Annotated in this window: 22 protein-coding genes; 18 read left to right on the forward strand and 4 right to left on the reverse strand. The window is 46.8% G+C overall.

The genetic code is table 11. From position 1 onward, the window contains the following. Window positions 1-162: 162 nt before the first annotated feature. The 3 genes from MMB75_RS09120 to MMB75_RS09130 all read left to right on the forward strand — a co-directional run bounded on the left by MMB75_RS09120 (window position 163) and on the right by MMB75_RS09130 (window position 2,357). Window positions 163-507, forward strand: coding sequence for a YlbF/YmcA family competence regulator (locus MMB75_RS09120; RefSeq protein ID WP_016819612.1), 345 nt, complete (start codon window positions 163-165; stop codon window positions 505-507). 72 nt (window positions 508-579) lie between these two features. Then, the gene (locus MMB75_RS09125) at window positions 580-864 is read left to right on the forward strand and encodes a hypothetical protein (protein WP_039276954.1); all 285 of its coding nucleotides are present in this window, start codon (window positions 580-582) and stop codon (window positions 862-864) included. Window positions 865-1,022: 158 nt separating this feature from the next. Further along, a complete protein-coding gene (locus MMB75_RS09130; protein ID WP_013370334.1) occupies window positions 1,023-2,357 on the forward strand; it encodes a DRTGG domain-containing protein in 1,335 nt (444 codons plus the stop codon). Between the two features lie 44 nt (window positions 2,358-2,401). Here MMB75_RS09130 and MMB75_RS09135 read toward each other — a convergent pair whose 3' ends face one another. Next, window positions 2,402-2,899 (reverse strand): sporulation membrane protein YtrI, encoded by a 498-nt coding sequence (locus MMB75_RS09135; RefSeq protein ID WP_016819615.1) that lies wholly within the window; start codon window positions 2,897-2,899, stop codon window positions 2,402-2,404. Between the two features lie 12 nt (window positions 2,900-2,911). Then, window positions 2,912-3,241, reverse strand: coding sequence for a YtrH family sporulation protein (locus MMB75_RS09140; protein ID WP_013309582.1), 330 nt, complete (start codon window positions 3,239-3,241; stop codon window positions 2,912-2,914). 137 nt (window positions 3,242-3,378) lie between these two features. Between MMB75_RS09140 and MMB75_RS09145 the strand changes: the two genes are divergently transcribed. The 6 genes from MMB75_RS09145 (at window position 3,379) to pyk (ending at window position 11,666) form a co-directional block, all read left to right on the forward strand. Then, entirely contained in the window at window positions 3,379-7,044 is a 3,666-nt protein-coding gene (locus MMB75_RS09145; RefSeq protein WP_045243938.1) for a DNA polymerase III subunit alpha, read from the forward strand. A 168-nt stretch (window positions 7,045-7,212) separates the two neighbouring features. Then, window positions 7,213-7,710, forward strand: a complete 498-nt coding sequence (locus tag MMB75_RS09150) for a phosphatidylglycerophosphatase A family protein (RefSeq protein WP_025364511.1) — start codon at window positions 7,213-7,215, stop codon at window positions 7,708-7,710. Window positions 7,711-7,863: 153 nt separating this feature from the next. Continuing rightward, a complete protein-coding gene (locus MMB75_RS09155) occupies window positions 7,864-8,052 on the forward strand; it encodes a hypothetical protein (protein WP_007429680.1) in 189 nt (62 codons plus the stop codon). Window positions 8,053-8,232: 180 nt separating this feature from the next. Further along, on the forward strand, window positions 8,233-9,126 hold the full coding sequence (gene accD, locus MMB75_RS09160) for an acetyl-CoA carboxylase, carboxyltransferase subunit beta (RefSeq protein ID WP_016819618.1): 894 nt from the start codon (window positions 8,233-8,235) through the stop codon (window positions 9,124-9,126). Beyond that, complete coding sequence (locus tag MMB75_RS09165) at window positions 9,127-10,110, forward strand: acetyl-CoA carboxylase carboxyltransferase subunit alpha (RefSeq protein WP_016819619.1); 984 nt, start codon at window positions 9,127-9,129, stop codon at window positions 10,108-10,110. It abuts the gene before it with no gap. 125 nt (window positions 10,111-10,235) lie between these two features. Continuing rightward, on the forward strand, window positions 10,236-11,666 hold the full coding sequence (gene pyk, locus MMB75_RS09170) for a pyruvate kinase (protein ID WP_016819620.1): 1,431 nt from the start codon (window positions 10,236-10,238) through the stop codon (window positions 11,664-11,666). Window positions 11,667-11,762: 96 nt separating this feature from the next. Here pyk and MMB75_RS09175 read toward each other — a convergent pair whose 3' ends face one another. Beyond that, window positions 11,763-12,650 carry a LysR family transcriptional regulator gene (locus tag MMB75_RS09175; RefSeq protein WP_016819621.1) on the reverse strand — a complete coding sequence of 296 codons (888 nt, stop codon included), beginning with the start codon at window positions 12,648-12,650 and terminating at the stop codon, window positions 11,763-11,765. 206 nt (window positions 12,651-12,856) lie between these two features. Between MMB75_RS09175 and MMB75_RS09180 the strand changes: the two genes are divergently transcribed. The 7 genes from MMB75_RS09180 to MMB75_RS09210 all read left to right on the forward strand — a co-directional run bounded on the left by MMB75_RS09180 (window position 12,857) and on the right by MMB75_RS09210 (window position 19,038). Further along, window positions 12,857-13,780 (forward strand): phosphate ABC transporter substrate-binding protein, encoded by a 924-nt coding sequence (locus tag MMB75_RS09180; protein WP_016819622.1) that lies wholly within the window; start codon window positions 12,857-12,859, stop codon window positions 13,778-13,780. Between the two features lie 105 nt (window positions 13,781-13,885). Next, window positions 13,886-14,818 (forward strand): phosphate ABC transporter permease subunit PstC, encoded by a 933-nt coding sequence (pstC, locus tag MMB75_RS09185; protein WP_013370343.1) that lies wholly within the window; start codon window positions 13,886-13,888, stop codon window positions 14,816-14,818. Next, window positions 14,818-15,714 (forward strand): phosphate ABC transporter permease PstA, encoded by an 897-nt coding sequence (gene pstA / locus MMB75_RS09190; protein ID WP_016819623.1) that lies wholly within the window; start codon window positions 14,818-14,820, stop codon window positions 15,712-15,714. Before pstC ends, pstA begins: the two co-directional genes overlap by 1 nt. A gap of 17 nt (window positions 15,715-15,731) precedes the next feature. Further along, on the forward strand, window positions 15,732-16,574 hold the full coding sequence (gene pstB / locus MMB75_RS09195) for a phosphate ABC transporter ATP-binding protein PstB (protein ID WP_016819624.1): 843 nt from the start codon (window positions 15,732-15,734) through the stop codon (window positions 16,572-16,574). A gap of 206 nt (window positions 16,575-16,780) precedes the next feature. Next, window positions 16,781-17,989 (forward strand): pectate lyase, encoded by a 1,209-nt coding sequence (pelA, locus tag MMB75_RS09200; RefSeq protein ID WP_277507606.1) that lies wholly within the window; start codon window positions 16,781-16,783, stop codon window positions 17,987-17,989. 135 nt (window positions 17,990-18,124) lie between these two features. After that, on the forward strand, window positions 18,125-18,643 hold the full coding sequence (locus MMB75_RS09205) for an acyl-CoA thioesterase (protein ID WP_017425912.1): 519 nt from the start codon (window positions 18,125-18,127) through the stop codon (window positions 18,641-18,643). Then, on the forward strand, window positions 18,640-19,038 hold the full coding sequence (locus MMB75_RS09210) for an FxsA family protein (RefSeq protein WP_013370347.1): 399 nt from the start codon (window positions 18,640-18,642) through the stop codon (window positions 19,036-19,038). Before MMB75_RS09205 ends, MMB75_RS09210 begins: the two co-directional genes overlap by 4 nt. A 29-nt stretch (window positions 19,039-19,067) precedes the next feature. Here the strand turns inward: MMB75_RS09210 and ytvI are convergent, their stop codons facing one another. After that, window positions 19,068-20,186, reverse strand: coding sequence for a sporulation integral membrane protein YtvI (ytvI, locus tag MMB75_RS09215; protein ID WP_016819627.1), 1,119 nt, complete (start codon window positions 20,184-20,186; stop codon window positions 19,068-19,070). 344 nt (window positions 20,187-20,530) lie between these two features. Between ytvI and citZ the strand changes: the two genes are divergently transcribed. After that, window positions 20,531-21,643: a citrate synthase gene (gene citZ / locus MMB75_RS09220; RefSeq protein ID WP_277375878.1), complete on the forward strand. Its 1,113-nt coding sequence runs from the start codon at window positions 20,531-20,533 to the stop codon at window positions 21,641-21,643. Window positions 21,644-21,790: 147 nt separating this feature from the next. After that, complete coding sequence (gene icd, locus MMB75_RS09225; protein WP_016819629.1) at window positions 21,791-23,086, forward strand: NADP-dependent isocitrate dehydrogenase; 1,296 nt, start codon at window positions 21,791-21,793, stop codon at window positions 23,084-23,086. Window positions 23,087-23,093: the final 7 nt, after the last annotated feature.

The raw sequence follows: 23,093 nt of genomic DNA on the forward strand, positions 1-23,093 counted from the left end.
CGTGGATCTCCTTCCGGGCAGCAACTTGATGTCTTGAAAGTAACGGGAAACGTGAATGGGCTGTAATAGCACTGATTCATCATATGAGGACATATATACCTTGGTGATTGACGGACAATGTGAAATGTTGACACAAAACTTGTAATGGAGGAATGAACAATCATGAATATCTATGACAAAGCCCATGATTTAGCAAAAGCATTGAAAGAAAGCAAAGAGGTAGAGGAAATTACGTCAGCGATGAAGCTGATTGAAACGGATCCAGAAGCCAAGAAAATGCTCGACGATTTCCGTGAACGCCAAATGGAAGTGCAACAGCGGATGATGAGCGGCGATATGCCAGCACAGGAAGAGATGGAAAAGATGGAAAAAATGTTCGAGGTACTCAGCTTGAACCTCAACATCCGTCGTCTGTTTGACGCTGAACGTCGCTTGAGTGTGATTATTGAGGACGTAAATAAGATTATTGCGGACAGTCTTCAACATTTGTACGGTTCGTCTCTGTAAGTTTGTCTCATATTCCTTCCTGTCCTCTCATAGACTAGATACATAGAGTCACAGGGAGAGGAAGGGATACGATTGGGTTCATTTAAAAAATGGAAACACGGTTTGTACACACTGATTGCATTGGCTATGGTATTGGTCGCATTACCACGCATCTCGTTGGCAGGTGGTTTGAATTGGGTCAACGGCTTTGGGATGGTATGGGTACTTTTTGCGTTGCTTGTCATCGGAGCGAACCTGCATTTTTTGCTGGGTGTAGATGAGGAAAAGCGTAAAACGCTGGAGCGTGTGCGACGGGCCAAAATGCAGCAGTGGCAGATGAAATGGGATAACAAAGCTGACAAAGGCAATATGCTGTAAGTGTTTCTCCTAGTACGAAGCGGTCTCTTGTAACAAGGGACCGCTTTTTTGTTATTTTCAAAGCAAAGATATCCTAATAACAAGGGTCTAAAACAAAGGGGTTTTGTGGTATAATAGATACAGAATGATACAGATTGAACGTTGGGGGTGTAACAGAGTTGGACGGGCTAGATGAAACAGTTACGAAGCATGAGCAGCTATTGCGTCATATCGAGCAGTTAAAAATAGGCTCCAAAATTTCTGTACGCAGGTTGGCTAAAGAAATGAGCGTTAGCGAAGGCACGGCTTATCGGGCTGTGAAAGAAGCAGAGAATTTGGGAATTGTCATTACCAAGGAACGGATCGGAACAGTACGAGTGGAGAAGCGTCCACGCGGCTTGTCTGAGCAGCTGACCTTTGCGGATGTCGTGAATATTGTAGAGGGACATGTGCTGGGCGGAAGCGAGGGGCTCGAGAAGCCGCTGCACAAGTATGTGATCGGGGCGATGCGTGAGGAAGCCATGGCTCGTTATATTGACGCAGGCAGTTTGCTGATCGTAGGTAACCGAGAGGATGCGCATTCGCTTGCATTAGAGCAAGGAGCAGGTGTGCTGATTACAGGGGGGTTCGGTACGAGTCGGGAGGTTAAGCAGCTTGCAGACCAGATCAGCCTGCCGATTATTTCCTCGCGTCATGATACATTTACCGTGGCTTCTATGATTAATAGAGCGATATTTGACCGTTTGATCAAAAAGAAAATTATGTTGATTGAAGACATTGCGGCCAGCAAACCGAAGACGCTGACCTTGAAAATCAACAGCACGCTGACCGAATTTGAAGAGCTATCAGCGACCACGGGATATCATCATTTTGCCATAGTGGATGAATGGAATCGTTTAATTGGTATCGTCAGCCGTAAAGATGTGGAAGGACTTCAACCTGAGCATACGATGGATAAATGTATGATCCGTAACCCAATTACGGTCACTTACCAGACCTCGCTGGCTTCTGCTGCTCAAATGATGGCATGGGAAGGTGTAGATTACTTGCCGGTCGTGGACCGCAACCGTAAGCTGCTCGGGTCCGTTACACGGCGTGAGGTGCTGGAGGCGCTGCGTAACGCCCAAAAGCAGCCACAACTTGGCGAGACGTTCGACCAGTTGATCTGGAACGGTTTTGCTGAGGAGCGTAATGAGGACGGATCATTATTTTTTCGCGGCTTTATCATTCCACAGATGGCTACCAATTTAGGGACGATCTCGGAAGGCGTACTGGTCAACGTGATGACACAAGCGGGCTACCGGGCAGCTAGAGATATGAGCGGCAAGGATTATGTGCTGGATAATTTGACAACTTATTTTATTCGACCAGTACAGATTGAGGATGCTGTCGTTCTTCGTCCGTTGCTGCTTGAGATGAGTCGCCGCACCTGCAAGCTAGAAATTGCGATTTCTAGGGAAAATCATTTGGTGTGCAAGGCAGTGATGACGCTTCAATCCATTGAACATGGTTAATCCACCTTTGGATTGGAGCAGAAGATGGAGTTAAATAGATCGACTTAGTGGCTTTGAGGCAGTCTTTCTTTGGCCTCCAGCCAGATTTGCAGCACACCTTCCATTACAAGCATCGTTTTGACCTGGATTGTATACTCCTTGTCACGAACGGTGTATTTTTTTTGGTGCAGCAACATACGTACCAGCTTGCTGTCAGAGTCAATCTCAAACATATCTCTGCCGCGCAGCACCTCCAGATCACGACTGACGCGGCGAAGAAGCTCTTTCAGATTAATAGAGTCAATTTTTTCAGCCGTGGCTTCCTCCGCAATCAGCTTGATTTCTTTGATGACGGTTTGGCGCTTGCTGTATTTACGTAATGTTTTGTTGTCCTCTTCAGCTTGCTGGAGCTGGAATTGAAGGTCCTGGTTGTTCATCCACAGCTGATTGAAACTCGCATGCCAGATGGCATTGTAGATCAATCCTCCCGTAATCATACCGAGTACAAAAACGGAGGATAATTGCATAAAAGGGCGCAGGCGCTCAAAGGGAGGGACTCTCATAGACGTTTCACCTCACGGCCGTCCGTTGCCGCATACCCACTTGACCAGCTCTGCACCCATATGAGCGCCTAAAAAGGCGAAAATCAAATACAATATTTGCTTAATGGCAGGTGACAAATTACCATCCAACATATTGCTCTCAATGACCCGGATCGGGTCCATCGTTCCTCCCACAGCGGCGGCAAGCGCCCATATTTTAATCCTTCCTGCAACCTCCAGCATCGTCTGGGTAGGCGGCTGAAGCGATACTACAGCTCCCATTCCGCCGAGCATGGCTCCTCCGAGCACGATGCCGAAGGCAATGAAGAAGTCGAGAATCGCTTTGGATATAAAAGTGCTCATGCTCTTTTCCTCCTTGGGTATACGAATCAGGACCGCGCTTGTCCGCCCGGGTCTGTACTTTTATTCTATGGGCGCTACTAACGTGGATATGATAAAATAGTTTGAAGAAAATCAAGCGGTGAAGGGAAGAGAAGCGCATGAGTTCATTTGTGCATTTGCATGTTCACAGCGAGTACAGCCTGCTGGACGGCGCGGCTCGTACCGCGGAATTGGTCAAACAGGCATCAGCTTATGGAATGGAGGCGCTGGCTCTTACAGATCATGGGGTCATGTACGGTGCCATTCCTTTTTATAGAGCATGTGTAGAGAACGGCATTAAGCCGATTATCGGGTGTGAGGCTTATATGACGGCAGGCTCGCGCAAGGAGCGTGGCAGCCGGAAGGATCAGCCCATATATCATTTAATTTTGCTCGCCAAAAATAAAACAGGCTATCAAAATTTGATGAAGTTGTGCTCCATTGGCCATTTGGAGGGTTTTCACTATAAGCCGCGCATCGATATGGATGCTTTGGCTGCCCATCATGAAGGCATCATATGCTTGAGCGCTTGCTTGGGCGGTGAAGTGCCGCAGCATTTGCTGCATGGTCGGGAAGCCGAAGCACGACGTGCGGCCGAACGATACCGTAGCATTTTTGGCGAAGATTTTTATCTGGAGCTTCAGGATCATGGTCTGTCTGAGCAAAAACGCGTAAATCCTCAATTGATCGCATTGGCGAAGGAACTGGATATTCCACTAGTGGCGACGAATGACGTGCATTACTTAACCGAGCCGGATGCTGATGTCCAGGACGTTCTAATTTGTATCGGGACAGGGAAGACAGTTGACGATGAGGAGCGCTTGCGTATACCAACACGTCAGTTGTATCTGAAAAGTCAGGAGGACATGGCTCGTTTATTTCCACATGTAGCAGAAGCCATCGCTAATACGGTGCGTATTGCTGAAAAATGCGAGCTGGAGCTGGAATTCGGCCAATCGATTTTGCCTGAATATCGCCCGCTGCCAGAGGACATGACGTCTTCGTCCTATTTGCGTAGTCTGTGCATGCAAGGGCTAGAGCGTCGCTACGGAGGCGATCCTGTATGGGAGCAGCCGGAGGAGCGGGAAAAACTGGACCAGCGGCTAAACTACGAATTAAATACGATCGACAGTATGGGCTTCAGCGATTATTTCTTGATTGTATGGGATTTTATTGCTTTTGCTCATAAGCATAAGATTGCAACCGGTCCGGGACGGGGTTCCTCCGCCGGTAGTTTGGTCGCCTATGTGCTTAATATCACGAATGTCGATCCGATAAAATACAATCTGCTCTTTGAACGGTTTCTGAACCCTGAACGGATCAGCATGCCAGATATAGATATTGATTTTAGCGATGAACGCCGCGACGAGGTTATCGACTATGTAGTACAGAAGTACGGAAATGAGCATGTTGCGCAAATTATTACCTTTGGGACATTAGCGGCAAGAGCCGCAGTCCGTGACGTCGGCCGTGTATTGAACGTGCCGTATGGCGAGGTGGACAAGGCGGCCAAGTTGATCCCGGCGCAGCTCGGCATTAATATCCGGCATGCGTTGGAGATCACCCCCGAGCTGAAGGCTCTGTATGAAACGAAGCCCAAGACACGTGAACTGCTGGATATGGCGATCAAAGTAGAAGGAATGCCTCGCCATGCTTCGACACATGCGGCGGGTGTTGTCATCTCGCGGACTCCATTGACCGATGCGGTTCCGCTGCAAGAGGGGAGCGAAGGGGTTCCTTTAACGCAGTACTCAATGGAAAATCTGGAGCGCATCGGTTTGTTGAAAATGGATTTTCTTGGACTACGTACGCTCTCCATTATTGAACGGTGCATGCGCTGGGTTGCGGAGCAGCATGGAGAAACACCTGACTTTAGCCGTGTTCCCGACGATGACCCGCATACCTATGACTTGCTGGGCAAAGGAGATACAGGAGGCGTGTTCCAGCTGGAGTCGGCCGGTATACGCCGGGTACTCAAGGATTTGAAACCGAGTGTTTTCGAGGATATCATTTCTGTCCTGGCTTTGTATCGTCCGGGCCCGATGGGTTTTATTCCCAACTTTATACAGGCTAAGCACGGACAGATTGAGGTTTCTTATCCGCATCCTGATCTTGAACCGATCTTAAAGGATACGTACGGTATTATTGTGTATCAGGAACAAATCATGCAGATTGCATCGCGCATGGCTGGCTTTTCCTTGGGAGAGGCCGATCTGCTGCGCCGCGCGGTGTCTAAGAAAAAACGCGAGGTGCTGGATCTGGAGCGTGGTCATTTTGTCGAAGGCAGTATTAAACAGGGGTACACAGAGGAGGAAGCCGGCAGGGTTTACGATATGATCGTCCGTTTTGCTGACTACGGTTTTCCGCGTGCCCATGCAGCTGCTTATGGTGTGCTAGCATTCCAGACGGCTTATCTTAAGGCCCATTATCCAGTACAATTCATGGCTTCCATGCTGACGGCCGTCATGGGAAGTCATCGAAAAGTGGCTGAATATGTCGTCGAATGCCGTCGTATGGATATCGCAGTGTTGCCGCCTGATGTGAATGAGAGTGGGGTGCTGTTTACCCCATTACAGCAGGGTGATATCCGCTTTGGACTGGCTGCCATTAAAAATGTCGGCACACAAGCAATGGAAAGCATTCTTGCTGTTCGTAAGGAACGCCCTTTCGACAGCTTGCTCGATTTTTGTCGACGCGTTGATTTGAGGGTGTGTAATAAGAGAGTGATTGAATCGCTCATTCAGGCAGGGGCATTTGATTCATTGACAGGCCATCGGGCACAGTTGCTTGCCATGCTGGATGAAACGGTGGATGCAGCTGCCAAATGGCGCAAGGAACGTGACGATTTGCAAATTGATATGTTTGGCTTTGTAGAAATGCCTAATTGGGATATTGAATACCCCAATGTACCTCCATTTAGTACCAGCCAGCAATTAGAGCTGGAACGCGAACTGCTGGGACTGTATTTGTCTGGGCATCCGCTAGATGATTTTGAATCGCTGCTGGAAAGCAGCCAAGCGGATCGTCTGATGGAGCTGAGCGACGTGCCAGATGAAACAGTTATTGTAACCGCAGGCATGGTGGTGTCACTCAAGACGATTACGACCAAGCAGGGAAAGGCCATGGCCTTCATTGAGCTGGAGGATCAGATTGAGCGCTGTGAGGTTGTGCTGTTTCCTGAGGTATGGAAGCGAAGCCAGCAGTGGATTGAAAAGGGTGCCTTGCTTGCACTACGTGCCAAGATGCAGCAGCAGGACGAGCACTTCAAGCTCCTTGCGGATGAGGCAGCCCCGCTGGCGGAAGACGCGTTGGCAAGGCTTCTTCAGCGCCGGCGTACCGGCGCACGTTCGTCCGCAGCAGCTGGAACATCCGTGTCAGCTGCTGGCAGTCCGGGCGGGAGAGCGCCGCGTACGTCGCCCTTGCCTTCAGCAGCCGCTCCATCAGCTTCGCCGCAGCAGAAGGCGGCTCGTCCCGTAGCGGCCCCCTCACAACGCGGAGGCGAAGCGGCTCACGGTGAGCAGGTGCCTTCCCCGCGCGGCTCGGAAGCGTCCGCCCGTCAGCGGGTGTTTGTCAAAATCACCCGCCAGGCCGAGGAGGACGCCAGCTTGCTGGTCAGCCTCAAGGCATTGCTACAGGAGCATCCCGGTGCTGTGCCTACCGTACTTTTTTACGAGAGCAACCAGCGTCTGCTGGCGTTGAGTGATGCTTACAGCATTAAGCCTTCTCCTCAGCTTTTTGATCGAATGGAGTCGATGCTAGGTGAAGGCACCGTGAAAGTCAAATGACAGACACACAGCAACCCGCCCTTATTGTAACGGTTTAATGAACATTTTCCTTCCCTTTCGCATACACTTGGAAAACTGGCGGAACAGGAGATTCAACACGTGTCCTGCACCATTAGGTCCCGCACGGTGGAAGAATTAGAACTGCATGGTGAAAGCGGGAGGGAAATTATGTCCTATGAATATGCAGAAACCTTGTTAAATCGCAGAGGCATTCGGATCGAGTCCATTGCGGACATTGTTTTTCAGCTTCAGCTAAAATATTATCCTCATTTGACTATGGAAGAATGTGTAGAAAGTGTCAAAGCGGTTTTGCAAAAGCGAGAGGTACAATATACACTGCTGACAGGCATTGCACTCGATGAGCTGGCCGAAAAAAAACTTCTTCCCCAGCCACTTCAAGCCATTATGGAGGCAGACGAACCGCTGTATGGAGTGGACGAGACAATGGCTCTTGGCATTACGAGCGTGTACGGCATGATTGGCTTGACCAGTTTTGGCTATCTGGATAAAGAAAAGATTGGAATTATCGATAAGCTGAACCAAAAAGGCAGTGGTATTCATGTGTTTTTAGACGATCTTGTCGCCGGATTGGCTGCCGCCGCTTCTTCGCGTATTGCCCATCGGAGCCTTCATGCCAAGCATTATCCTGCATCATTGGATGTTTAATTGGCCTGAATAAACAGAATTAATGATTATCTAGGCCCTCCGACGAAACTTGAATGATCAGGAGGGCTTTTGTTGCGGGAAAAAAGTAAGGTATGTTATCATGAGTCTATTATATGGGCTCAAAACTTGAGGCTTAGGGGGTAGAAACAAGGCATGTGGACGGTGATATATATTGCACCGACGGCCAGACTGGCTGACATGATTAAGCTCAAACTGTCTGAAGAAGGTTTTATGGTGCAGACCCGGGCCATCAGTGCATCCAAGCAACAGTTTGAGATACTTGTGCCTTCGGGTGAAGTCGAAGAAATACAGGAAGTGCTTAATTCGATTTTGCGCCCTTGAGTCCGGAACGGCGGAAGTGATACAGCAGCATGAATGGAACAAAGGATGCACGATCGGCGGTAATGTTGTATTAACAGGCGTTGACGTGTGTATGAACATAATGCTTAGAGGTGCCGCATCGACGGCAGAGGACCTTGTATCGGTTACGGCTGACAAATAAACGGCTGGAGAGGTGTAGTTGTGTTTAAAGATTTATTCCAAAAGAAGCGTAAATACGCGACCATCCCTTCGGAACGGGCGCTGAGCGGCGATCAAGCGGACATGCCGGATCGTCCCAAACGGGAAATTCCCGAAGGTCTTATGACCAAATGTGGCAAGTGTGGAAGTATTCAATACAGCAAAGAGTTGGAGAAAAATTTGAAAGTGTGTCCGGTGTGCGGATACCATATGCGTTTGAATGCAATGGATCGCATTCGCATGGTGCTCGACGAAGACACGTTTACGGAATATGATGCCGATATGATTTCGGTTGATCCGCTGGACTTTCCGGGATATGCAAGTAAGTTGGAGCAACAGACCCTGAAATCTGGCCTGCGCGAGGCTGTCGTTACGGGCGACGGCCTTATTCATGGGCATCCTGTTGTCGTAGCGGTGATGAGCTTTGACTTTTTTACAGGCAGTATGGGCTCGGTCGTAGGAGAGAAAATTACGCGTGCCATTGAGCAGGCGATTGACAAGCGCTTGCCGCTTATCATCTTCTCCACATCCGGTGGGGCACGTATGCAGGAAAGTATTCTGAGTCTGATGCAGATGGCCAAAACAAGCGCTGCTCTCGCTCGTCTGGACGAGCAGGGATTGCTCTATATTTCTGTGATCACTGATCCGACTACAGGTGGAGTCTCCGCCAGCTTTGCTATGCTTGGAGATATTATTATTGCAGAGCCAGGTGCTGTATTTGGTTTTGCAGGTCGTATTGTAATTGAGCAAACGATCAGACAGAAGCTGCCGGATGATTTCCAAACTTCCGAATTTAATTTGCAGCACGGACAATTGGATATGGTTGTACATCGCAAGGAACTGCGTGATACCCTTGGGCAATTGCTTGATCTGCACAGTGTGAAAGGGGAGGAATAAATGGCTGGCGAATTGCCTTATGAAAAGCCCCTGGTCGAGATGCGACAGAAGATCGAAGAACTTAAGCAATTCGGACAGGACAAGCAAATTGATTTTACAGATGAAATTAACCGTCTGGAAGAACGTTATCTCCAGATGGAAGAAGAAATATACACGAACATTACAGCATCGCAAAAGATGCATCTGGCTCGTCATCATCAAAGACCAACGTCCCTTGATTTGATCGAGCAGGTGTTTACAGATTTTATTGAATTGCATGGCGACCGCTTGTTCGGAGACGATCTGGCGGTTGTGGGCGGGATTGCCAAGCTAAATGGTATTCCGGTGACCGTCATTGGTCAGCAACGTGGTAAGGATACGAAAGATAACATTGCACGCTTTTTTGGTAGTGCCCATCCGGAAGGATTCCGTAAAGGCTTGCGGCTGATGCAGCAAGCTGAAAAATTTAAGCGTCCTATTATTACATTTATTGATACGAAGGGCGCTTATCCGGGTAATACAGCAGAGGAGAGAGGTCAATCGGAAGCGATTGCCCGCAATTTGCGGGAGATGGCAAAGCTTTCGGTGCCTGTTATTTGTGTGGTCATCGGCGAGGGTGGAAGCGGCGGTGCGCTTGCGTTTGCAGTGGGTAACCGTGTGCTGATGCTGGAACACGCCATTTATTCGGCCATTTCTCCGAACGGCGCAGCCTCGATTCTATGGAAAGATGCTTCTAAGGCAGATCAGGCAGCTGAAGCGATGAAGATCACCGCTAATGACCTCCTGCGCATGGAGATTATCGAGGATATCGTGCCAGAGCCGAAAGGGGGCGCACATCGTAACTATGAAGTGACTGCTGCCGCAATCAAGGAGTTATTAGAACGTCATTTGGCAGACCTTACGAATATGAGCTGCGATGAATTGAGAGAAGACAGGTATCAAAAATTCCGGAAAATAGGACAATATACTTTCTTAAAACCTTCGGAATCTGAACCTATGTTGTAATACGCTGGAAACGGGTAACAATAAATATGACGAACTTCCTATACAAATAGGAAAAAGTGTAGTAGATTTAATTGTTGGAAAAAGATATAAAGAGTAGCACCTTTGAAAACGGAGGAAAAACCCAAATGCGCAAAACTAAGATTGTATGTACCATCGGTCCTTCCAGTGAATCATTGGAAAATGTGAAGAAACTGATTATGGCTGGTATGAACGTAGCCCGCCTGAATTTCTCTCACGGTGATTTCGAGGAGCATGGCAACCGGATTAAAAACATCCGTCAAGCTTGTAAGGAGCTTAACAAAAATGTTGCTATTTTGCTCGATACGAAGGGGCCGGAAATCCGGACAGGAAAGCTCGAAGTTGAACCTATTGAGCTTGTTCAGGACGAGTTCATTACGCTGACAACGGAAGAAATTCTCGGTACGCAAGATCGTATCTCCATTACGTACAAGGATCTTCCCTCGGACGTGGAGCCCGGCTCCACCATTCTGATCGACGATGGTCTGATCGGACTCACCGTTATTGAAGTATCAGGCACTGAAATCAAATGCCGCATTGTCAATGGCGGAACGATCAAAAGCAAGAAGGGCGTTAACGTTCCAGGCGTTGCTATCTCATTGCCTGGTATTACGGAGAAAGATGCGAATGATATCATTTTTGGTATTGAGCAGGACATTGATTTCATCGCGGCTTCTTTTGTTCGTAAAGCAAGTGATGTACAGGAAATTCGTGAATTGCTGGCGAAGCACAACGCAAGCCACATTCAAATCATCTCCAAAATAGAAAATCAGCAAGGTGTTGACAACCTGGATGAAATTTTGGAAGCTTCGGATGGTCTGATGGTTGCCCGTGGTGACCTCGGTGTGGAAATTCCTGCTGAAGAAGTGCCTTTGGCGCAAAAATTGATGATTAACAAATGTAATGTAGCTGGCAAGCCTGTTATTACAGCAACACAAATGCTGGATTCCATGCAACGTAACCCGCGTCCGACTCGTGCGGAAGCAAGTGACGTAGCCAATGCTATTTTTGACGGAACAGATGCAATTATGCTGTCCGGCGAAACAGCTGCGGGTAAATATCCGGTAGAATCTGTATTGACCATGTCACGTATTGCCGAAAAAGCTGAGTCTTCTCTGAACTACCGCGATTTGTTCAAAAAACAAAGAACGGCTCAAGAAATTAGTATTACAGAAGCAATCAGCCAATCCGTTTCTATTTCTGCACTTGACCTGCATGCCAAAGCAATCCTGACGTCCACACAAAGCGGAACAACGGCGCGTATGATCTCTAAATACCGTCCAGAAGCTCCGATTGTCGCTGTGACAACACAGGAAAGAACAGTTCGCCGTTTGGCTCTGATCTGGGGCGTACATGCAGTACAAGGCAGACCCATCGTTGACACAACAGACAGTCTGTTTGACAATGCGCTGGAAGGTGGTCGCAAATCTGGCCTCGTTAAAGAGGGCGATTTGGTTGTGATTACAGCGGGCGTACCTCTTGGTGATTCCGGTTCCACGAACCTGATCAAAATTAGCTGCGTTCCAGCACAAGCATAATTGTAGTCCCCGCAAAGTAATACAGGGATGGCATTTACTCGTTACAATAAGTAAAAGAGCATTCAGGTCCATAAGACCTGAATGCTCTTTTTTTTGTTAACTGGTTCTTATTCCTTCTCGTCGTATAAAATCAAGGAATGCCTGTTGCATCATGTTCCTATGTGTATCTTGTTGATACACGATGTTTATTTGATAATAGCTCTTTTTTTTGTCAGCTTCGGGAAAAGGAAGCCATTCCACCGAGGGGACAGTATGATCCTCGCTACGAACTCCGCAGGCAGGAAAGAAGGCAAGCGCGTCACCGCCACTTACCACTTGCTTTACTGCTTCCCAAGAGTTGATTTCCAGATGGGATTTAATTAGCGAAGAATAGGAATCTACAACGGATGCCCCGCTATATTTTACCCATATGTGCTTATCCAGCGTATCGAGCCCATTGATGTCCAGTGACTTGGATGTCTCAGCCGATGCTGAGCGGATAATCCCCACCTGATCTGAAGCCACTGGTTCTGCCACCGTATTTTCCAGAAGAGATTCTCCATCGTCGAGAAAAGCAAAATCAATATCCCCCTCTTTCAGTAGCTGCTTGATTACATCCGGAGATTGAATCTCTAACTGAATACGCCATTCTGGATATTGTTGTGCAAATTCAGCCATGATAGTTGGGAGAAGATACATGCCTGAAATCGACTCTGCCCCCAGGTGTAAGAGGCTCTGAGATTCTTCTGTCTGTTCATCTACAGCTTGTCGGGCCTCTTGCTCAAGAGAGAGAATCTGCTTTGCGTAAGGCAACATTTTTTTACCAGCCTCGGTTAGCATAATTCTGCCTTGTTGGAGAGAGAACAGAGTCGCACCCATTTCCTTTTCCAGACTTTTCATATGAAAGCTGACGGTGGGCTGTTTGATTTGTAAAGTTTCGGCCACCTCCGTCGCTTTATGGTATTTATCGATCAGCACTAAGATGCGCAATTTTAAAATATTCATAGAATCGAACAACTCTCCTTACTTGATATTTATGCGTGAATTTAAACTATAGATTAATTATATACCGAAAAATAATTTATCTATCAATATTTTATATTTGTTTTACAAAACCTAGTCGTTCGTCTAACATTCCGGGCCTACAATGTAAAAGTGTTGATGGTCATAAATAAAAAACCGTCACTTAACTAAGGGGAGGACAATAAAAAATGTTGAAAAAATGGCCGTTCATTCTGATGACTCTCACCATGGTATTTGCACTTGCAGCTTGCGGATCCGGTAACAATGCTGCACCACAAGGAGACGCTGCTGCAGGAACAGACAATAAAGCAGCTGCTGAACTGACAGGTAACATTCTGGCTGTTGGCTCCACTGCACTTCAACCATTGGTAGAGCAAGCGGGACAAAAATTTATGGCTGTCGATAAATATAAAGGCATTGCGGTTCAAGTGCAGGGTGGCGGTAGCGGTACTGGCTTGACCCAAGTTTCCGGTGGACAAGCGGATATCGGTAACTCTGACGTATTTGCAAAGGAAAAACTGGAGAGCGGCGCAGAAGAGCTGGTCGATCACCAAGTAGCTGTTGTAGCTATGTCAGCGGTAGCGAATCCTAAAGTAGGCGTAACAGACCTGAAAAAAGATCAACTGGTACAAATCTTCACAGGTAAAATTACGAACTGGAAAGAAGTTGGCGGTGCAGATCAAAAAATCGTGATCGTGAACCGTCCAAGTAGCTCCGGTACTCGTGCAACCTTTGAAAAATACGCGCTGGGACAAAAAACAGAAGATCTGCCAGGCTCCATTCAGGAAGATTCCTCTGGTACTGTGAAAAAGCTGATTGCTGAAACACCTGGTGCGATTGGTTACCTGGCTCTGTCCTACATCGACAACACAGTCACTGCTTTGAAGTACGACGGTGTGGAAGCTAACGTTGAAAATGTAGAACAAGGTAAATATCCAGTGTGGGCATATGAGCATATGTACACTAAAGGTGAGCCAAAAGAACATGTAAAAGCATTCCTGGACTATATTCTGTCTGATGAAATCCAAAAAGCAGACGTTGTAGACCTGGGATACATCCCGGTATCAGGTATGCAAGTGAAACGTGATGCTGACGGTAATATCACGAAATAAGGAGAGCGATCTCCTGTTCGGATGAACGCAGCTAACGCGAGTATATTCACGAAGAAGAGGCGGACTAACGTCCGGCCTCTATTCTTCGCTTAAAGGAGTTACAGTATGGAACCAATTGAAGGGAAGGCATACATGGAACAGAATAAACGATCCCGAGTTATGAAAGAAAGACATTACTGGGAAGAATGGACCGGCCGCATCTATACGTCGGTTTGTGTCGTTTTTTTAGTTGCAGTCATTGTCTCCATCGTATATTTTGTTGCCTCCAAAGGTGTAGCTACATTTGCGGTGAATGGAGTCAGTCTGCGAGAATTTTTCTTTGGAACCAAATGGAGCCCGGATGGCGAGCCCAAGTCCTTCGGCGCGCTTCCGTTCATTACGGGTTCTTTTGCCGTAACCATACTAGCGGCCTTAATTGCCAGTCCGCTTAGCTTGTGCGCAGCTTTGTTTATGACGGAAATCGTGCCGAAATCGGGTAAACGTATCCTTCAGCCTGCCATTGAATTGTTATCCGGCATTCCGTCGGTTGTCTATGGCTTTGTCGGCTTGACCGTAATCGTCCCATTGCTGCGAAACGTGTTCGGGGGACAAGGCATCGGTATTCTCGCAGGTTGCCTTGTGTTGTCGGTTATGATATTACCGACGATTACGAGTATTATGGCGGATGCGTTGTCTTCCCTGCCGGGGGGACTGCGAGAATCCTCTTATGCATTGGGGGCTACCCGCTGGCAGACAATTGCCCGTGTTATTATCCCGACGCTGCTGCCTGCTCTTTTAACAGGAATTATTCTCGGGATGGCTCGTGCCTTCGGAGAAGCGTTGGCTGTACAGATGGTCATCGGGAATGCTCCGCACATACCGCATTCCTTGCTGGAATCCGCTTCGACCTTGACCAGCGTCATTACACTTAGCATGGGCAACACAGCGATGGGCTCCGTTCATAACAATGCACTCTGGAGTATGGCGCTTGTTCTTCTGCTCATGACATTTATTTTCGTGCTGCTGGTAAGGCTGCTTGAAAGGAGAAACCGGGTTTGATGAAAGCTAAAACGACCGACAAGATCGCTACATTTGTAATCTGTTTCTTCGCCTTGTTCATTGTTGCACTTTTGGTGGGATTGCTGGGCTTCATTTTGGCCCGTGGAGTCAGTCATATTTCTTTTGACTTTCTAACCAGTGCTCCGCAAACGTTACGTGCAGGTGGCGGCATTGGTCCGCAACTGTTTAATTCTGTATTTTTGCTAATCTTAACTTTGATTATCACCATTCCAATTGGCTGGGGCGCCGGCATTTACATGGCGCAATATGCAAAGCCGGGAAAAATTACGGACTTCATACGACTTGTCGTCGAAGTATTGTCCTCGTTCCCGTCGATCGTCATTGGATTGTTTGGACTATTACTCATCGTCAATACATTTAATTTTGGCTTTTCCCTCTTGTCAGGGGCGCTGGCTCTAGCCGTATTCAATCTGCCGCTGATGGTTCGCACAACTGAGCAGGCTTTCCGTGCTGTACCGAAGGAGCAAAAGGAAGCCGGACTTGCGCTCGGATTGTCCAAGTGGAAAATCATTACCTCCATTTTGTTGCCAGCAGCGCTGCCAAGCTTGATTACGGGTACCATCTTGGCCGCAGGCCGTATTTTTGGGGAAGCCGCCGCATTGCTGTTTACAGCAGGGATGAGTACACCGCCGCTTGATTTTACCGATTGGAATCCATTGCATGCCAGATCGCCTATTAATCCGATGCGACCTGCCGAAACATTGGCTGTTCATATTTGGAAGGTCAACAGTGAAGGCATTGCTCCTGACTCCAAAGATATCGCCGCAGGCGCTTCTGCGGTATTGGTGCTGCTCGTTCTGGTCTTCAACTTGAGTGCAAGATGGTTCGGAAGAGTCGTTTACCGTCGGTTGACAGCTGCCAAACGAATGGATTAGAAAGGGGATGGAGAACAATGGAACATGTGATTACACGAACGGCAAAAACCGCCACACCAGCAACATCCGTTCAGTCTACGCGTTCAGAACAACTTGCGGGGCAAGCGCCACATCCGTTCAGTACTGAGGATTTGAGTATTTATTACGGAAGCTTTGAGGCCGTGAAAAAAGTAAACTTAGCTTTTCCAGAGCAGACCGTGACCGCCCTGATTGGGCCTTCCGGCTGTGGTAAATCGACTTTTTTGCGTTCCCTTAACCGAATGAATGATGAGATTGCGTCTTCATCGACAACGGGACATATTTGGATGGACGGACAGGATTTAACGGCACCTGAGACGGACGTGATCAAGCTGCGTCAGCAAATAGGCATGGTGTGGCAACGGCCTAACCCTTTTTACAAATCGATTTATAATAACATTGCGTTCGGTCCTAAATACCGGGGAGTGCGCAAAAAGAAGCAGCTCGATGAAATCGTCGAAAGCAGCCTGCGTAAGGCGGCATTATGGGATGAGGTCAAGGATCGTCTTCACGATTCGGCTCTTGCTCTGTCTGGCGGGCAACAGCAGCGGCTTTGTATTGCACGTGCACTTTCCGTTCAACCGAAAATTCTGTTGCTTGACGAGCCAGCTTCCGCGCTGGACCCTGTGTCTACAGGCAAGGTGGAAGAGCTTATTACCGAATTGAAAAAAGAACTGCGCATCGTTATTGTGACGCACAATATGCAGCAGGCTGCACGAATTTCCGATTATACTGCCTATTTTTATGTTGGAAGTTTGGTGGAACATGGGAAAACAAACGATATATTCACCAATCCTGAAAACGAGTTGACTCAAGAGTATATCATGGGTCGCTTTGGATAAGCCGTCCAGATTGACGACTTGTTATAGATATAAAACATGATAAACATCTTACTAATCTAGTATTAGTAAGATGTTTTTTTATTAGTTTAGTAAACTCTTACATTTGTATATAATAAAATATATTGATTATTTGGTTATATTTTCATATAATACATGTGTTTAATAGTTCTTGAAATACCACAATCCAATTAAAGGAGAGGTTTGCAATGAAGTTTAACGTTAAAAAATCTGTCAAATGGATTGCTTTTTCTGGAATGGCTATTACCCTAACAACTGGACTTGTTAGCCCTTCATGGGCAGCAGCTGAGCAGAATGTGACTGATGCAGGTGCGAGTGTTACCCAAGCCGTATACAATTATGCAAACGTTTACAAAAATGCTGTTGTTCCACTGGCTAGTGTGAATGTGAGTAGTTTGCTGGATAAGTATCGTGATTTTAGTAAATTTTCTACAGGAAATACATCCAAGGACACTACGCTTGCTTTGAATATTGTATCGTGGCAATTGCCGCATGGTGGATTCTTCAAAGCGATGGAAAAGAATTATAAATCCAAATGGGATGGCAAGGCAGCACGTTCTACATGGAAGAGCAAGGATGGTGTTGAACTCGGAACGTTTGATAACGAGGCCACGACAACCGAGATCCGCTTTTTAGCGGATGTATACAAAAAAACTAAAAACAAAGACATTAAAAACAGTGTACAAAAAGCAGTTGATTTCGTACTAACCTCTCAATATTCCTCTGGCGCTTGGCCACAGGTTTACCCTAAACGTGGTAATTACTCAGATGCCGCAACTTACAACGATGATGCTATGGTTAGAGTGATGGTACTGGCAGATGACATTGTAAACAAAAGACAGCCGTTTGATAGCGATATTCTTGACAATACATATCGCTCCAGACTTCAGCAGGCTCTGAATAAAGGCGTACAGTATACACTAAAAGCTCAAATTGTAAACAATGGCACACCAACAATTTGGGGAGCACAGCATGATCCGGTTACTTATGAATCTGTGCCTGCGCGAGCATTCGAGCTTGCTTCCAAAACAACGACGGAATCGGTAGGCATTACCGCATTCTTAATGTCTCAACCGCAGACGACTGAGGTGAAAAAAGCAGCTCAGAGTGCCTTGAAATGGTTTGACACGAATCGGATCGACGGTATGAAATACAATCGTCAAGGTCCGGAGTTCTTCCAAAAGGATGCATCAAGCGTGATGTGGTATCGTTTCTACAACGTGGAGGACAATAAGTATTTCTTCTCAGACCGAGATGGCAAAAAGTATACGGACATCATGAAAATTAGTGAAGAAAGACGACTTGGTTACGCCTGGGCGGGAAGTCAGGCCAAGAGCTTATTGAAACTGGCTTCGGAAAGTGGATATTATAAACTGTCCAAGCCGTTGCCACAATAATAAAGCCATCATTGTAAATGCTTTGAGAGGGAGAGCCGTATGGTTCGGCCCTCTTTTTGTTCCCAGGCGGTAAATATGGTTTAATGGAGAGAGGGCAAAATAGAGATAAAGATGCACAAAGATAGGAGAGCTTGTATGACTCAAGAGGAGAAACAAACGCAACTACGATGGTATGGCGCACCTCTACGTGTCCGTTATCAGGAAAGCGACCAGATGGGGGTCGTGTATCATGCGAATTATTTAAACTGGTTTGAGATCGGACGTACGGAAATGATTCGGCAGGCAGGCTTTAACTACCGGAGCATGGAAGATCGAGGAGTTTTGCTGCCAGTTATTGAAATCAATGCGAAATATGCGAGCCCTGCTCGATATGATGATTTAGTTACTATCTATACCGCTATTACGGACTTCTCCAGACTACGTCTGAACTATACTTATGAGGTTCGACGGGTAACGGATGAGGAGCACCAAAACAATGTGGGAAAGGTATGGACAGAGGCTGACACGCTGCCGGGAGAACTGCTGGTCACAGGATCGACACGACATGTGTGGCTGAATACCGACTGGAAGCCCGTTCGGCTCGATCAGGCACTGCCTGAGTTGTACACTGCGTTAAGGTCTGCTTTTACAGGCGGGGAGGGACAGAAGTCATGATGATGCGTAAACGTCTGTGGCTGTTGCTGCTGCTCATTCCTTTGGCGGAGCTGTACGGGTTTATATGGGTAAGTCACTGGATTGGAGCGGGGAAAACTATTCTGCTCATTATTCTGACGACCTTGATTGGCGCTGCCATGATGCAATTTGAAGGTCGAAAGGTGATTGCCGATGCCAAAAATGAAATGAACCGTGGCCAAATGCCTGGCCGTAAAATGCTGGATGGATTATGTGTGTTTTTCGGCGGGAGCTTGCTGCTTATCCCTGGATTTATAACGGATATTATTGGTTTTACGTTGGTGTTTCCTTTAACACGAGTATTGTACCGACGTTTTTTATTAAAGTGGCTGGAGAAAAAAATGAAAAACGGCAGTATTACGTTTCGGCGGTTTTGACTGAGCTGCCGTTGTCCCCTCTCTATAACCTAGCGGACTCTTCCAGCAAGAATGTAGTTGCGCAAGTCCTGAATGACATTTGCACGATTCAGTGCATCAAGAACGATGAGTGATACAGGTCCGATAATGAGTCCTAAAACGCCAAACAGCTTGAGCCCGATGAACATACCGATGAGGGTGGGAAGCGGGTTCAATCCCACGCTGCTGGCCAGCACCTTAGGCTCCACGATCTGCCGTCCAATCAACAGGATGGCATAGAGGATCGACAATCCAACCCCTAGTGCCAAATTCCCTGACATATACGCATACAGTGTCCACGGAATCATCACAATGCCAACCCCTAAATAAGGTAACAAATCCACCAGCCCGATCATCAAACCGATGGTAAAGGCCGATTCCACACGCAAGATGAACAGCCCAATGATAACCGTTAATGCGGTAATGGAAATGATAATAAACTGTGCACGCAAATAGCCGTACAATGCTTTACGCAGATCGTGCCAAATATCTGACAATGGTTTGCGGATCGTATCAGGAACCGTATTCGAAAGTATTCGACTATGTCGATCCCAATCCTTACTAATAAAAAAGGCCGCTAATACAATAACCATTAGCACAGCTCCCATATTAGGTAGAGAGGTTAGCAAATTTAAAACCCCATTAAAAAATTGACCGACTAGCGTAGTAACAGCAGAACTGACGGTTTGAGTCGTTTTATCAATATTGCTGTTAATGGTGTGTTGGTAATCGGGATTATCCCGAATAAAATGGTTGATTTCAATAATTATATTTTGGATTAAATCGCTTTGCGTCCAATCAATAAACAGGCTTTTAAAACGCTCGATGTGCCCGTCAAAAGTCATGGCCAGCTTAATCATTTCTCGAACCATTCGGGTGATTGCAGCAGACAGGATGATTGCGATTCCGCCTAAATATACAAATAAGGAGACCGTGACAGCCGCCCAACGTGGCATACGAGCCTTGTTACGCAAAAAAACGACCAATGGGTTCATAGCATAGGCCACAAGCCAGGCGAATAGGAAAGGATAAACGAGAGGGAACAGCATATATATGCCCAGCAACAGAGCTACAATCACGATTACGACCCATAGAGCACGAAATATGCGATTCAAGATTAACCGACTCAAGCTCTCACGACTCCTTTCTTTTCGATGGCACTCCTTAAAGGAAGTGCTCTACTATACTTATGCGGGAGGAGGGTAAGACAAGACCTATGTAAAAAAGTGCAAATGAACGCATATATTTTGTAAGGGGTTTCAAAAATTTCTTTATAGATGCGATAAAACATTTGAATGTGTTGGAATAGCCCTCAATGTTCACATAAACGACAAAATCCAGTATAGTGAAAGAAGGTTTAAATATTGACATATGGCGTTAACATTACTCAGCTAAATAAAAGACATATCTTACTTTTGAAAATGTTTACATTGCAAGTCCGTTCACAATGTTTTTACAAAGGAGAGATGTAACGATGACAGCGACTAAAGGTCTGGAAGGGATCGTAGCGACCACTTCCTCCATAAGCTCTATCGTAGATGGCGTTCTCACGTACCGGGGTTATAACATTGATGATTTGGCTGTTAACGCCGATTTTGAAGAGGTAGCTTATTTGTTGTGGTTTGGAAAATTACCTGACCAAGAGCAATTGCAAGAGCTTCGCAGCCAGTTAAGCGAATATGCTGCTATTCCGGATGAAATTATTACTCAATTAAAGTTATACCCGAAAGAATTGAGTACGATGGCTGCCTTGAGGTCAGCTGTATCGTCTCTTGCTTTGTATGACCCAGAGGCGGATGATATGTCAAGAGAGTCCAATGTGACCAAAACCGTCAAGCTTCAGGCGCAATTGCCCACAATTGTGGCAGCCATAGCGCGTATACGCGAAGGCTTGGAACCAATTGCGCCTAAAAAAGGTGTTTCCATTGCTGAAAACTTTTTGTATCAGCTGACTGGCAAGGACCCGGAGGAGACGGCTATTAAGGCGTTCAATCAGGCTCTCGTGCTGCATGCGGATCATGAATTGAATGCTTCGACCTTTGCTGCGCGTGTAACGGTAGCCACTTTATCAGATATTTATTCCGGGATCACGTCTGCCATTGGGGCCTTAAAAGGACCGTTACATGGTGGGGCCAATGAGGCTGTTGCCAAAACACTGGAGGAGATTGGCGAATTGGATCAGGTGGACTCCTATATTCAGGCCAAACTGGATAACCGCGAAAAAATTATGGGCTTTGGGCATCGTGTCTATAAAAACGGTGATCCGCGTGCCAAACATTTGCACAAAATGTCCCGCGAGCTGGGAGAAATGAACGGCGACACTACGTTGTTTGATATGTCAGTTCGAATTGAGAGTATTGTAACAGGGCAAAAAGGCTTGAAGCCGAATGTGGATTTTTATTCTGCCTCCGTATATACCCAGTTGGGTATCAAGAGGGACCTGTTTACTCCTATCTTTGCTGTAAGCCGTGTATCGGGGTGGACTGCACACATTTTGGAGCAGTATGAAAATAACCGCTTGATTCGTCCGCGTGCGGAATACACAGGTCCGATGGATCAAAAATATGTGTCACCAGAGTTGCGCTAACCTTTGGAGGAAGATTGAGGTTGTATACCCTGAATTTAAAAAATAAGGTACAATAGAAGGGTCGGCGAGAGATATACGTTTTTGTCTGTGATAAAGATCATGTCTTTCGTCCTGTACCCATTCATATCTGAGGAGGAAAAGGAACTTATGGCGAAATTTGAAAAGTTTGAGCTCCCAACTGAAGGCGAAAAAATTACAATTGATAACGGTCAACTGCAGGTTCCAAATCATCCGGTAATTCCGTTTATCGAGGGTGACGGCACAGGTCGCGACATCTGGAAAGCTTCCAAGCGCGTACTGGACGCGGCTGTAGAAAAAGCATATAACGGCACGAAAAAGATTGCCTGGTATGAAGTATTCGCTGGTGAGAAAGCTTTCAATACATACGGCGAGTGGCTCCCTAACGATACTTTGGAAGCCATCCGTGAGTATATTGTAGCCATTAAAGGTCCACTTACGACACCTATTGGCGGTGGTATCCGTTCATTGAATGTGGCATTGCGCCAAGAACTGGACTTATACGTATGCCTGCGTCCTGTTCGCTACTTTAACGGTGTCCCATCTCCAGTAAAACGTCCTGAGTTGGTAGACATGGTCATTTTCCGTGAGAATACAGAAGATATTTACGCAGGGATCGAATATGCCGAAGGGTCTGAAGACGTGAAAAAGGTAATTCAGTTCCTTCAGCAAGAGCTGGGCGTGAATAAAATCCGTTTCCCTGAAACCTCAGGAATTGGGATTAAGCCAGTTTCCTCCGAGGGTTCAAAGCGTCTGGTACGGGCAGCTATTCAGTATGCCGTTGACCATGGGCGCAAGAGTGTAACGCTCGTACACAAAGGTAACATTATGAAATTTACCGAAGGTGCCTTCAAAAACTGGGGTTATGAAGTAGCTGAGCAAGAGTTTGCAGATAAAGTATTTACTTGGGCTCAGTATGATGTCATCAAGGAAAAAGAAGGTGAGGATGCGGCAAATGCAGCTCAAAAAGCAGCTGAAGATGCAGGCAAAATCATTATTAAGGATGCGATTGCTGATATTGCACTTCAACAAGTGCTGACTCGTCCTTCTGAATTTGATGTCATTGCTACGCTGAACCTGAACGGGGACTATCTGTCCGATGCTTTGGCTGCTCAAGTTGGTGGAATTGGGATCGCGCCAGGTGCAAACATTAACTATGTAACCGGGCATGCTATCTTTGAAGCTACGCATGGTACAGCTCCAAAATATGCAGACAAAGACGTAGTGAACCCTGGTTCCGTAATTCTGTCCGGCGTTATGCTGCTTGAACATTTGGGCTGGAAAGAAGCAGCTGACCTGATTTACAAGGGGCTGGAGACGTCCATTAATAAAAAGATCGTAACTTATGACTTTGCCCGTCTGATGGACGGTGCTACACAGGTGAAATGCTCCGAGTTCGCGGACACTATTATTAGTAACCTGTAAGGAAGGG

Source organism: Paenibacillus sp. P2(2022) (assembly GCF_029522175.1).
Taxonomy (GTDB): Bacteria; Bacillota; Bacilli; order Paenibacillales; family Paenibacillaceae; genus Paenibacillus; species Paenibacillus polymyxa.